The organism is Phenylobacterium sp., from assembly GCF_046590535.1.
Classification (GTDB): Bacteria; Pseudomonadota; Alphaproteobacteria; order Caulobacterales; family Caulobacteraceae; genus Phenylobacterium.
Genome location: NZ_JBKJTG010000081.1, coordinates 1 through 11542, shown reverse-complemented (window position 1 = coordinate 11542; position 11542 = coordinate 1). Strand labels below are relative to the sequence as shown.

Sequence of the window (11542 nt, the reverse complement as noted above, 5' to 3'; positions counted from 1 at the left end):
CAGCTCGTTGCGGCCTTCGGCAGTGAAGACCGCGCCGCGGCCGGCGTTGAACAGGGGGTCGTCCTCCAGCAGGCGGACGGTGGTCTCGCAGGCGTCCAGCGCCAAGCCGCCGGCCTTCAGCACATTCTCGCCGGCCTGGGTGACCCGGGCCAGGGCGGCGCGATAGGCGGCCTCCTGCTCAGGCTTGAGGTGGGCGCGATCGATCACGCCCGCCCCGCCATGCACGACGATGGCCCACCTGCGCGGCAATCAGCCCTCCTTGGCCGGCAGCACGCCCCGGCGTACCTGGTCGAGTTCGATGGACTCAAACAGCGCCTTGAAGTTGCCCTCGCCGAAGCCCTCGTTGCCCTTGCGCTGGATCAGCTCGAAGAAGATCGGGCCGATCATGTTCTCGGTGAAGATCTGCAGCAGCAGGCCCTGGCCCTCGGTGGGGGCGCCGTCGAGCAGGATCTTGTCGGCCTGCAAGCGCTGCAGGTTTTCGCCGTGGCCGGGGACGCGGGCGTCGAGCTGCTCGTAGTAGGTGTCCGGGCTTTCCTGGAACTTCACGCCGCGCTCGCGCATGGCCTCCACCGAGTTGAAGATGTCCCCGGTCCCCAGCGCCACGTGCTGGATGCCCTCGCCGTGGTAGTCGCGCAGGAACTCCTCGATCTGCGAGTGCTCGTCCTGGCTCTCGTTCAGCGGGATGCGGATCTTGCCGCAGGGGCTGGTCATGGCCTTGGAGAACAGGCCCGTCTGGGCGCCTTCGATGTCGAAGTAGCGGATCTCCCGGAAGTTGAAGATCGCCTCGTAGAAGCCGGCCCACTTGGCCATGTTGCCGCGGAACACATTGTGGGTGAGGTGGTCGAGGTAGGTGAGGCCCATCGAATTGGCCGGAGCCGCCTTGGCGGCGCCTTCAATAGGCAGGAAGTCGACGTCGTAGATCTCGTGGGCGCCGTAGCGGTCCACCAGATAGAGGTTCGAGCCGCCGATCCCCTCGATGGCCGGGATGTTCAGTTCCATGGGACCGACCGGGCCCTGCACGGCCTTGGCGCCGCGCTCGACAGCGAGCTTCAGGGCCTTGGCGGCGTCCTTGACGCGGAAGGCCATGGCGTTGGCCGAGGGGCCGTGGATTTCGCGGAACGCCGCCGGCTGGCCGGAGGGCTCCATGTTGAGCAGGAAGTTGATGTCGCCCTGACGGAAGCGCAGCACGTTTTTCGACCGGTGCCTGGAAACCGCGGTGAAGCCCATCAGCTCGAACAGCCCCTTAAGCCGCTCCGGCTCCGGCGCGGTGAACTCGACGAACTCGAAGCCGTCGGTGCCGAGGGGGTTCTCGAAGAGATCGCGGCCCTGCGTCTCAGCCTGAACGGTCATGGGGTGAAGTCTCCTGTCCTGCGGAGATGGTATCATCTGAAACGAAATCACGGTAGCCGCCGGCGACGTCACGAAAGACAACCGCCGCGGGCCCTGCTAGCGGAACGCCCGAACCTCCCCCAGGATCGCACATGCTTCGACGAATCTACGATTGGGTGCTGGCGCTGGCCGGCTCCAGGCGGGCGCCAGCCGCTCTGGCTGTGGTCTCCTTTGCGGAAAGCTCGTTCTTCCCGATCCCCCCCGACGTGATGCTGGGGCCGATGGTGCTGGCCAGGCCCGACAAGGCGTTCCGCTACGCCGCCATCTGCACCGCAGCGTCGGTGCTGGGCGGGGTGCTGGGCTACGCGATCGGGGTGTTCCTGGAGCCGGTGGCCCTGCAGATCCTCGCCCTGTTTGGCCACCCGGAGGGGCAGAAGGAGTTCGAGGCCTGGTTCGCCCAGTACGGCCTGGGGATCATCCTGGTGAAGGGCCTGACGCCGATCCCCTACAAGCTGGTGACCATCACCGCGGGCCTGGCCCACTTCGACCTGTTCACCTTCATCTGGGCCTCGGTGGTGACCCGCGGCGCACGGTTCTTCCTGGTGGCCGGGGTGCTGAAGTACTTCGGCCCGGCGATCCTGGCCGAGGTGGAGCGGCGGATGACGCTATATGCCCTGCTGGGCATCGCCGCCCTGATCGCCATCGTGGTGGCCGTGAAGGTCTTGGGCTGAGCGAGCTTTTGAGGTCATATCGCCCCTGATGCTGAACCCCGTCCTCGACCGCTGGCGGCTCTGCGCGCTGGTCGCCTCCGCCCTGATGCTGGCCACCGCCCATGCCTTCGAGACCTTCGGAGGCCTGGCGCCGTGCCTGCTGTGCCTGCGTCAGCGGGAAGTCTATTGGGTGGCTCTCGCCCTGGCGGCGGGCTTCGTGGTTCTCATACGCCTGCGAGGCGGCGCGCGCTGGCGGGAGGCCTCTTGCTGGTTGCTGGGCCTAGTGTTCCTGGCCGGCGTGGGCGTGGCGGCCTATCACGCCGGGGCCGAGTGGAAGTTCTGGCCCGGGCCCACGGCCTGCGGGGGCGGATCGGGGAGCGTGGACGCGGGCGCCCTGGCTGACTTCATGAAGGGCGAGCCGGTCAAGGCGGTGCGCTGCGACGAGGCGCCGTGGGTGTTGGCGGGCCTGTCCATGGCCGGCTGGAACGCTTTGATCTCCCTGGTCCTGGCCGCGCTCAGCGTCGCGGCCGCGCGGCGCGAACGAGGTCGGCGATGACCGAAAAGCCGATCCCGCCGCGTCCAGGCCGCGGCGCCACCGCCGCCCGACTGGCGGAGATCCTGCGGGTCGACCACGCCGGCGAGCTGGGCGCGGTCTCAATCTATCGCGGCCAGCGGGCGGTGTTCGGCGACGCGCCCGGCAACGCGCGCATCGCCGGCCAACTCGCCGAGATGGAGGCCCATGAGGCCGTGCACCTGGCCCGCTTCGACCGCCTGCTCACCGAGCGCCAGGTGCGGCCCACCGCTCTGACGCCCCTGTGGCGCCTGGCCGGCTTCGCGCTGGGCGCAGGCACGGCGCTGATGGGCGACAAGGCGGCGCATGCCTGCACCGAGGCGGTGGAGACGGTGATCGAGGAACACTACGCCGGCCAGGTCGCTGAACTGGCCGAGCGCGAGCCGGAGCTGGCCGCCGAGCTCGCCCGGTTCAGGGAAGAGGAGCTGGCCCACCGCGACCTCGCCCGCGAGGAAGGCGCCCGCGACGCGCCGGCCTACGGTCTGCTGTCGGCGGTGATCCGCACCGGTTGCCGGGCGGCTATCAAGATCAGCGAGAAGCTCTAGGCCGCGTTGACCCGGGGCGCGCCGGGGCGTTTCAGTGGACGCCCATCGGAGCCCCGCGTGACCACACCATCCAGCCTTCATCGACCGCATCGCCGCGCCGTGCTGGCGGCTGGCCTTGGCGCGCTGGCGGCGACCCCGGCCGGTGCGGCGGACAAGCCGTTCAGCCTAGCCGACTGGACCCGCTATGAAACCCGGCTGCGCGCCCGGCTGGCCGACGCCGCGGGCGAAGCGTTCGACGACCCGGCGGCGCGTGAGATCCTGACGCTGACCAACTCCGTGCGCGCCCGGGCCAGGGCCGGCGCCTGTGTCTGGCACCCCGGCCTGGCGGAGACCGCGCGGGCGCACGCGGCGGACCTGGCCTCGCGCCGCTATGTGGAGCACCTGTCGCCGGAGGGCTTCGACCCCAGCCACCGCCTGTGGCTGGTGGAGCGCCGGATGATCGGATCGGCCAGCGAGAACATCGCCTATCGCCGCGCGTCGCAGGCGACCACGCCGCAACAGCTGATGACCCTTTGGCGCCGCAGTCCGAAGCACTGGGAGAACCTGCTAAGCCCCAAGCACACCCACGCCGGCTTCGGGATCGTGCGGGCCGAGGACAGGACCTATCTGGTGGGTCTCTACGCCCATCCGGCGGCGGCGCTGGCCGAGCCCCTGCCCTTCCGGCTCAGCGACCCGGCGACGATCTGGCGGACGCTGCAGGGGCTGCCCGCCAACCTGCGTGGCGGCGTGGGCGCGCCGCAGGGCGCCGGGGCCGGCCCGCGCGGGGCCGAGGACGACGCGGCGAGCGAGCGCCGCAGCGGCGTCTACCAGCTCAATGTACGCCGCCGGCTGGACGCCCGCAGCTATGAGCTGATCGGCGGCCCGATCTTCGTCTGGAGCTGAGGCTTCGCGCCGCCCGCGATACCGCTAAGGTGAGCGCCTGTTCCTCCCGTCCGTCCCGGAGTCCGCCCTTGCGCCCTGCCCCGCTGCTCGCCGCCCTGGTTCTCGCCGCGGCCTGGCCCGCCACCTCCCAGCCGATGGCGCCGATGCTGACGGTGAAAGAGGTGATGAAGCACGTGGTCAATCCGGCGGCTGAGACGTTCTGGAAGGGGTCCGGCTCGGTGACCACCGAGGACGGCGTCGAGGAGCGGGCGCCGACCACCGACGCGGCCTGGGACGCGCTGGTCAACGCCGCGGCCGTGGTGCTGGAAGGCGGGGTGATCCTCAAGACCCCCGGACAGGGGCCGGCGGACCCTGAGTGGCAGCGGTTCTCTCAGCAACTGGCCGACGCCGGGGCGCTGGGCATGGCCGCGGCGCGGGCCAAGGACGAGGACAAGGTCTTCGAGGCCGGCGGCGAGGTCTACAACGCCTGTTACGCCTGCCACGCGAAGTACATTCCGCGCCCCGCCAACTCGCTGTGGAAGCAGCCCTAGACCCTTTCCGGATCAAGTGGAATCACTTGAGCCGGATAAAAAGGGTCTATCTTCCAAAGTTTAGAGCGTGACGGGCGCCGAAACCGGTATCCACTTTCGGCTGTCACGCTCTAGGAGTATCCGTCTTGGCGACCCCCGACCTGTTCGATCCCCTGACCTTCGCCCACGGCCCGGCCATGAAGAACCGCTTCATGCTGGCGCCGCTGACCAACCTGCAGAGCCATCCCGACGGCCGGCTCTCGGAAGAGGAGTTCCACTGGCTGACGCTGCGGGCCCAGGGCGGCTTCGGCCTGACCATGACCTGCGCCAGTCATGTGCAACGCCAGGGCCAGGGGTTCCCCGGACAGCTGGGCGTGTTCTCAGACGACCACCTGGAAGGCCTGACGCGGCTGGCCACGGCGATCAAGGCGGCGGGCAGCGTGGCCGCCCTGCAGATGCACCACGCCGGAAACCGTTCGCCCACGGACCTGGTCCCGGAGCCGGTCTGCCCCTCCGACGATCCGGAGACCGGCGCCCGGGCGCTGACCACCGCGGAGGTCGAGCAACTGGTGGAGGACTTCGTGGCCGCCGCCGTCCGCGCCGAGCAGGCCGGGTTCGACGGGGTCGAGGTGCACGGCGCCCACGGCTATGTGCTGGCCCAGTTCCTGTCACCCGCCATCAACCGGCGCGAGGACCGCTATGGCGGCTCGGTGGAGAACCGCGCGCGGATCGTCTTCGAGATCATCGACGGGGTGCGCACCCGCCTGCGGGCAGACTTCCAGATCGGCCTGCGGCTCTCGCCCGAGCGGTTCGGCCTGGAGTTGCCGGAGATCCGCGACGTCGCCCGCGAGGTGCTGCGCCAGGGCCGCATCGACTACCTGGACATGTCGCTCTGGAACGTGGCCAAGGAGCCGGTGGACGAGGCGTTCAAGGGTCGCTCGCTGATGTCCTACTTCACCGAACTTGAGCGCGGCGAGGTGCGGCTGGGGGTGGCCGGCAAGGTCACCTCGCCGGCCATCGCCGCGGAGATGCTGGCGGCGGGCGCCGACTATGTGCTGATCGGGCGCGCGGCCATCCTGCACCACGACTTCCCCAAGCGGGCCCGCGACCGCGGTTTCGAGCCCACCCCCCTGCCGGTGAGCCGCGACTACCTGCGCCAGGAGGGGCTGAGCCCCAAGTTCGTGGAGTACATGAACAATTGGCCGGGCTTTGTGGAGGCCGCCTGAGCCCTGCGGCGCCGTCGCGCCTTGCACGGTGGCGCGGGTCAGGGTGGTTAGAGGGTCAGCATCACCCCACAGAGGCCTTCCCTTGACCCGATCCCTGCGATTGCTCGCGCTGACCTGTGCCTTGGCCGCCGCGCCGCTGGCGACAGCCCACGCCCAGACCGGGCCTGTGGCCGTGGGCCTCAATCTCGGCACGCCGGGACTGGGCGCCGAGGTCCAGCTGCAGCTCTCCGACAATTTCGTGGTGCGCGGCGGCGCCGACGTCCTGAGCTTTGACCGCGACGAGACCTATGGCGACGTGGACTACCAAGCGGACCTCAAGGCCAGGACCGCCGGCCTGTTCGCCGACTGGCATCCGCTGGGCGGCGCCTTCCTGGTCTCTGGCGGCGCCTATCTGGGCGAGCGCAAGTTCGACCTGTCGGCGACCCCGGCCGGCCCCGTGAACATCGGCGGCGTCAGCTTCACGCCGGCGCAGGTCGGCCGTTTCAACGGCGAGGTGAAGCTTTCCAACGTGCAGCCGTTCGCGGGCCTGGGCTTCGACAACACCTTCTCCGGCGGCGGGGCCTGGGGGTTCCGCGCCCTGGTGGGCTTGGCCTTTTCCAAGGCGCCTGATGTCAGCCTGACCTCCACCGGCGGGTTGCTGTCCTCGGACGCGACCTTCCAGGCGCGCCTGCGCCAGGAGGAGGCGGAGATCCGCGACGACGCCAAGGGCTTCCGCTACTTCCCCATCGCCCAGGTGGGCGTCACCCGGCGCTTCTAGAGCGTTCGACGGTTGAGCTGGCGCGCCCCCTCCACCGCTTCGCGGTCCCCCTCCCCCGTTTCACGGCTGAGGAGCGGGCCGCTCCTCCCCTGTTGGGTAGCCGGCGCACCCCATTGTTGATGTTGAGGGTGGCGATCCGCACGGCGTCGGCCGCGGCTAGGACGGTCGCCAGGCGATGGCGTCGGGGAGCGGCCCGCCGGTCGCCCAGTCCAGCAGTTCCACGGGATGCACCACCGGGGCGCTCAGGGCCGGCGCCAGCTGGGCCATGCAGCCGACATTGCCGGCGCTGACCACGTGGGCTGCGACCTTCTCGATATTGGCGACCTTGCGGTCCCGCAGCTGCGAGGCCAGGTCAGGCTGCAGGATGTTGTAGGCCCCGGCGGAGCCGCAGCAGAGGTGGCCCTCCGGCACGTGGCGGACCTCGAAGCCGGCCTGCGCCAGCAGGGCGGGCGGCGTGGTCTTGATCTGCTGGCCATGCTGCAGCGAACAGGGGGCGTGGTAGGCGACGCTGAGCCGGGTCTTCTGGGTCACCGGCGGCAGGCCGATCTCGGCGACAAACTCCAGGATGTCGCGGGCCAGGGCCGCCGCGGGCGCGCCGTCCTCCCCCAGCAGGTGGCCGTAACCCTTCAGGGTCGTGCCGCAGCCGGCCGCTGTGGTGACGATGGCGTCGAGCTCTCCCGCCTGCGCCCAGGCTTCGATGTTCGCCCGGGCGAAGCCGCGGGCCTCGTCGGTGCGGCCCAGGTGCTCCGAGAGCGCCCCGCAGCAACCCTCGCCGTCGGCCAGCACCACGTCGAACCCGGCCCGGGTGATCAGCCGGATCGCCGCGGCGCGGACCTGGGGCGCCAGGGCCGGCTCGACGCAACCCTGTAGCAGGGCGACGCGGCCGCGCCTTTCCCCCTGCGCCTGGAACAGGCGCGCGCGGTCCAGCGCTGGTCCGGTGGACGAAGGCGTCAGCCGCAGCAGGGCCGCCAGGGGACCCAGGCGCAGAGCCCGGAACAGGGGCTCCAGGGGGCGCGCCAGCCGCCCCGCGATGAGCGCCGCCGCCAGCCGCCGGGGTCGCGTCAACACCGCCGGGATCAGGGCGCGCAGGGTTCGTTCCGTCCACGGACGTTTGTAGTGGGTCTCGATGTGCCCGCGGGCGTGGCCGATGAGCTGGCCGTAGTCGACCCCGGATGGGCAGGTGGTGTTGCAGGCCAGGCAGGAGAGACAGCGGTCGATGTGGGTGACGGTGGCCTTGGTGGGCGCGCCGCCGTCCTCCAGCATGGCGCGGATCAGCTCGATGCGGCCCCGCGGGCTGTCGCGTTCGTCGCCCAGCAACACATAGGTCGGGCAGGTGGCGGTGCAGAACCCGCAGTGCACGCACTTTCGGATGTTGGCCTGGCTGGCGGCGGTCTCGGGTTCGGCCAGTTGCTCGGGGGTAAAGGCGGTCCTCATGCGGGGACCATGCGGCCAGGGTTGAGGATGTCCAGCGGATCGAAGGCGGCCTTCACCCTTGCGGTGAGCGCCGCCAACGGACCGGTCAGGGGCTCGAAGGCCGGGCCGTCGCCGCGATAGAGCGTGGCGTGGCCGCCCAGGGCGCGGACGGCGGCGCGCAGGGACTGCGGCTCTGCGTCGCTGAGCAGCCAGACCAAGCCGCCGCCCCAGTCCTGGATGATGTCGCCGACGATGACGCCGGGGACCTGCCAGCCATTGGCCGGAGGCAGGGAGAGACGCCATAGCGGCCGCGGGTCGGCGGCGAAGGCGTCCACCTCACGCACCTGGGCCCAGAACTCCGCGCTGTGGGCGGCGTTGAGCTGCTGGATCGCGCCGAGGCCCTGCAACAGGCGCACCAGAGCCTGCAGGCGAGACGCCACGGAGGCCTCGAACCCTTCCAGCCGGATCGCCGTCACCGCCAGATCGGCGCCCAGGGGCGGACGCTGGGCCGCAGAGGTGGGCAGGTGTGCTGCGCCGGAGACCTCGCAGGCCGAGTTCAGCGCCCGGCCCATGGCCTGGGCGGCCCGGCGGTCGTCGAGGCCGAAGAACAGCAGGGTCATCTCGGTGCGCGGCGCGGGCAACACCTTGATGGTCACCTCGGTCATCACCGCCAAGGTCCCCCAGGAGCCGCACATCAGCTTGGAGAGATCATAGCCGGTGACGTTCTTCACCACCTTGCCGCCCGCCTTGAAGCGCTCGCCGCGGCCATTGACCGCCTCGAAGCCGAGCAGGTGATCACGGGCGGCGCCCGCCCGCACCCGCCGCGGGCCGGAGAGGTTGGCCGCCAGCGTCCCGCCCAGGGTCGCCTCACCAGGTTCCCCCAAGAGGCCGCCCAGATGCGGCGGCTCGAACGGCAGCATCTGGCCTTCCGCGGCCACCAGGCGTTCCAGGTCGGCAAGCCTGATGCCGGGCTGGGCGGTGAGCACCAGTTCCTCTGGCGCGTAGTCCACCAGCTTGTCGAGGCCAGCCAACGACAGGACCGCGTCGGCGCGCACCGGTCCACCGATCCCGCGCTTGGTCCCGCCGCCGACGATTTCCAGCCGGCGGCCCTCGGCGGCGGCCTCCGCCACCAGCTTTTGCACCTCGTCCGCCGACGTCGGGGTGTCGATACAGGCCGTGGCGTCCAGCATCAGAACCGCGGCAGGTCTGGGAAGGCGGTGCGCCCGGCGTGCACATGCACCCGGCCAAGCTCGGCGCAGCGATGCAGGGTTGGGAACACCTTGCCGGGGTTGAGCAGCAGGTCGGGGTCGAAGGCGCACTTCACCCGCTGCTGGCAGGCGAGGTCGGTCTCGGTGAACATCTCACCCATGAGGTCGCGCTTCTCGACGCCAACCCCGTGCTCGCCGGTGAGCACGCCGCCCACCGACACGCAGAGCTTGAGGATCTCAGCGCCAAAAGCCTCGGCGGTCTCAAGCTCGCCCGGCTGGTCGGCGTCGTAAAGGATCAGGGGGTGCAGATTGCCGTCGCCGGCGTGGAAGACGTTGGCCACGCCCAGGCCGTAGCTGGCGGACATCTCGTAGATGCGGGTGAGCACAGCGGGCAACTGGCGACGCGGGATGGTGCCGTCCATGCAGTAGTAGTCGGGCGCGATCCGCCCCACCGCCGGGAAGGCCGCCTTGCGTCCGGCCCAGAAGACCAGTCGCTCCGCCTCGTCGCGCGACACCCGCACGAAGTCCGCGCCCCGGGCAAGGGCCAGAGCCTCCACCTGCGCGGAGAGCTCGCCGCACTCGGCCAGGGGGCCGTCCAGTTCGACGATCAGCAGCGCCTGGGCGTCCACGGGATAGCCCGCGCCGACGAACGCCTCGGCGGCGCGGATAGCCGGCTGGTCCATCATCTCCAGGCCGGCCGGGATGACGCCGGCGGCGATGATGTCGCCCACGCAGGCGCCGGCCGCCTCCACCGAGGGAAAGCCCAGCAGCAGGGCCTGGGCCGCCTCCGGCTTTGGCAGGATGCGCACTGTCACCTCGGTGATCACGCCCAGGAGCCCCTCCGAACCGGTGACCACGCCCAGGAGATCGTAGCCGGCGGCGTCGTGGCCACGGCCGCCGAGGCGGACCACCTCGCCGCTCATCAGCACGATCTCGCAGCCCAGCAGGTTGTTGGTGGTCAGGCCGTACTTCAGGCAGTGCACCCCGCCGGAGTTCTCCGCCACGTTGCCGCCGATGGTGCAGGCGATCTGGCTGGAGGGGTCGGGGGCGTAATAGAAGCCGTCGGCCTGCACCGCCTCGGTGATGGCCAGGTTGGTGACGCCGGGCTGCACCACGGCGCAGCGGTTCTCGTAGTCCACCTCGAGGATGCGGTTGAATTTCGACAGTCCCAGCACGATCCCGTCAGTGAGCGGCAGGGCCCCGCCGGACAGGGACGTTCCGGCGCCGCGCGGCACCACCTTCACTCCGTTTGCACCGCACCAGCGCAGGATGTCGGCCACCTGGGCGGTGGTCTGCGGCAGGACCACGGCGATGGGCGTCTGACGATAGGCGGACAGGCCATCAGACTCGAAAGGGACCAGGCCCTCGGGCGCGCTGACCACGCCCTCCCCCGGCACGATGGCCTTCAGGGCCCGCACGATCTCGTCCTTGCGGGCGATCAGCGCGGGGTCGGGCGCAGGCATCCTCATGCCTGTCACTAACCCCAGTTTGGCCGGGCGCTCCAGCGCTTAGCGCGGCTCACGACCGACCGCCTGAACCCGCCGCGCCACGTCGGCGTCGCCGCACATCCGTTTCGTGGAAGGCTTTTCCACCACCGTCACGGGCAAGGTGCGGAAGTTCGCCATGCGCGAGGCGATGATTGCGGAACTTGACCTCATCCTCGAAAAGACGGCCTAGAGCGCTATTCGCTCCGATAGACTCGGAGCGGCGCTCCAGGTCTTTGTGTTGTCGCGCTTTCTGACGCCCAACCGGTGGCCACTTCGGCGGAAAGCGCTCTAGGCCTGCACGCCCCAGAAGCGAGAACGCGCCCGGATGAGGAAGATCGCCACCGCCCTCGACCCTGCCTCCGCCGGGTTCGCGGCCAACGCCGAGGTCAACCGCCGGCTGGCGCAGGAGCTGCGCGAGCGGGCCGGCAAGGCCGCCCTGGGGGGCCCGGAGGCGAGCCGCCAGCGCCACGAAGCCCGGGGCAAGCTGTTGCCGCGCGACCGGGTCATGCGGCTGCTGGACCCCGGCTCGCCGTTCCTGGAAGTGGGGGCGCTGGCTGCCAACGGCCTCTACGGCGACGAGGCGCCCGGCGCCGGGGTGATCACCGGCATCGGCCGGGTCTCCGGTCGCGAAGTCATGATCGTGGCCAACGACGCCACGGTGAAGGGAGGCGCCTATTTCCCGATGACGGTGAAGAAGCACCTGCGGGCGCAGGAGATCGCCCTGCAGAACCGCCTGCCCTGCGTCTATCTGGTGGACTCCGGCGGGGCGAACCTGCCGCATCAGGCCGAGGTGTTTCCCGACCGCGACCACTTCGGCCGCATCTTCTTCAACCAGGCGCGCATGTCGGCGGAACGGATTCCGCAGATCGCCTCGGTGATGGGGTCGTGCACCGCCGGCGGCGCCT

13 protein-coding genes are annotated in these 11542 nt (G+C 70.5%); 8 read left to right on the top strand and 5 right to left on the bottom strand.

What is annotated here, in order from left to right; translation table 11 throughout:
- Together ACLL81_RS04915 and hppD are read right to left on the bottom strand one after the other, a co-directional pair.
- Positions 1–249, bottom strand: a 249-nt coding sequence (locus ACLL81_RS04915) for an isoaspartyl peptidase/L-asparaginase (protein WP_411287227.1), incomplete at its 3' end; no start/stop codon positions are given.
- The gene (gene hppD / locus ACLL81_RS04910) at positions 250–1350 is read right to left on the bottom strand and encodes a 4-hydroxyphenylpyruvate dioxygenase (protein WP_411287226.1); all 1101 of its coding nucleotides are present in this window, start codon (positions 1348–1350) and stop codon (positions 250–252) included.
- 131 nt (positions 1351–1481) lie between these two features.
- On the opposite strand from hppD, the gene ACLL81_RS04905 reads away from it, so the two are divergent.
- The 7 genes from ACLL81_RS04905 (at position 1482) to ACLL81_RS04875 (ending at position 6529) form a co-directional block, all read left to right on the top strand.
- Entirely contained in the window at positions 1482–2060 is a 579-nt protein-coding gene (locus ACLL81_RS04905; protein WP_411287225.1) for a YqaA family protein, read from the top strand.
- A 28-nt stretch (positions 2061–2088) separates the two neighbouring features.
- Entirely contained in the window at positions 2089–2595 is a 507-nt protein-coding gene (locus ACLL81_RS04900) for a disulfide bond formation protein B (protein ID WP_411287224.1), read from the top strand.
- On the top strand, positions 2592–3155 hold the full coding sequence (locus ACLL81_RS04895) for a demethoxyubiquinone hydroxylase family protein (RefSeq protein WP_411287223.1): 564 nt from the start codon (positions 2592–2594) through the stop codon (positions 3153–3155). The genes ACLL81_RS04900 and ACLL81_RS04895 overlap by 4 nt, the downstream gene beginning before the upstream one ends.
- A 57-nt stretch (positions 3156–3212) precedes the next feature.
- Complete coding sequence (locus ACLL81_RS04890; RefSeq protein ID WP_411287222.1) at positions 3213–4037, top strand: CAP domain-containing protein; 825 nt, start codon at positions 3213–3215, stop codon at positions 4035–4037.
- 68 nt (positions 4038–4105) lie between these two features.
- Positions 4106–4567, top strand: coding sequence for a hypothetical protein (locus ACLL81_RS04885; RefSeq protein ID WP_411287221.1), 462 nt, complete (start codon positions 4106–4108; stop codon positions 4565–4567).
- A gap of 125 nt (positions 4568–4692) precedes the next feature.
- Positions 4693–5772 (top strand): NADH:flavin oxidoreductase, encoded by a 1080-nt coding sequence (locus tag ACLL81_RS04880; protein WP_411287220.1) that lies wholly within the window; start codon positions 4693–4695, stop codon positions 5770–5772.
- Between the two features lie 82 nt (positions 5773–5854).
- Entirely contained in the window at positions 5855–6529 is a 675-nt protein-coding gene (locus ACLL81_RS04875; RefSeq protein ID WP_411287219.1) for a hypothetical protein, read from the top strand.
- A gap of 156 nt (positions 6530–6685) precedes the next feature.
- On the opposite strand, the gene glcF is transcribed toward ACLL81_RS04875, so the two are convergent.
- Genes glcF through ACLL81_RS04860 form a run of 3 tightly spaced genes read right to left on the bottom strand, consistent with a single transcriptional unit; the run spans position 6686 to position 10619 of the window.
- Positions 6686–7963 (bottom strand): glycolate oxidase subunit GlcF, encoded by a 1278-nt coding sequence (glcF, locus tag ACLL81_RS04870; RefSeq protein ID WP_411287218.1) that lies wholly within the window; start codon positions 7961–7963, stop codon positions 6686–6688.
- Positions 7960–9132: a glycolate oxidase subunit GlcE gene (gene glcE / locus ACLL81_RS04865; protein WP_411287217.1), complete on the bottom strand. Its 1173-nt coding sequence runs from the start codon at positions 9130–9132 to the stop codon at positions 7960–7962. Before glcE ends, glcF begins: the two co-directional genes overlap by 4 nt.
- Positions 9132–10619: an FAD-linked oxidase C-terminal domain-containing protein gene (locus ACLL81_RS04860; RefSeq protein WP_411287216.1), complete on the bottom strand. Its 1488-nt coding sequence runs from the start codon at positions 10617–10619 to the stop codon at positions 9132–9134. Before ACLL81_RS04860 ends, glcE begins: the two co-directional genes overlap by 1 nt.
- A 343-nt stretch (positions 10620–10962) precedes the next feature.
- Between ACLL81_RS04860 and ACLL81_RS04855 the strand changes: the two genes are divergently transcribed.
- Positions 10963–11542 (top strand): carboxyl transferase domain-containing protein (locus ACLL81_RS04855; protein WP_411287215.1); only part of this gene is annotated, 580 nt, incomplete at its 3' end.

What these genes read in the sequence shown, in the direction of transcription:
- ACLL81_RS04860 (WP_411287216.1), bottom strand. Translation starts at nt 10,619, where the DNA reads ATGAGGATGCCTGCGCCCGACCCCGCGCTGATCGCCCGCAAGGACGAG.
- glcE (WP_411287217.1), bottom strand. Translation starts at nt 9,132, where the DNA reads ATGCTGGACGCCACGGCCTGTATCGACACCCCGACGTCGGCGGACGAG.
- hppD (WP_411287226.1), bottom strand. Translation starts at nt 1,350, where the DNA reads ATGACCGTTCAGGCTGAGACGCAGGGCCGCGATCTCTTCGAGAACCCC.
- ACLL81_RS04895 (WP_411287223.1), top strand. Translation starts at nt 2,592, where the DNA reads ATGACCGAAAAGCCGATCCCGCCGCGTCCAGGCCGCGGCGCCACCGCC.
- ACLL81_RS04900 (WP_411287224.1), top strand. Translation starts at nt 2,089, where the DNA reads ATGCTGAACCCCGTCCTCGACCGCTGGCGGCTCTGCGCGCTGGTCGCC.
- glcF (WP_411287218.1), bottom strand. Translation starts at nt 7,963, where the DNA reads ATGAGGACCGCCTTTACCCCCGAGCAACTGGCCGAACCCGAGACCGCC.
- ACLL81_RS04905 (WP_411287225.1), top strand. Translation starts at nt 1,482, where the DNA reads ATGCTTCGACGAATCTACGATTGGGTGCTGGCGCTGGCCGGCTCCAGG.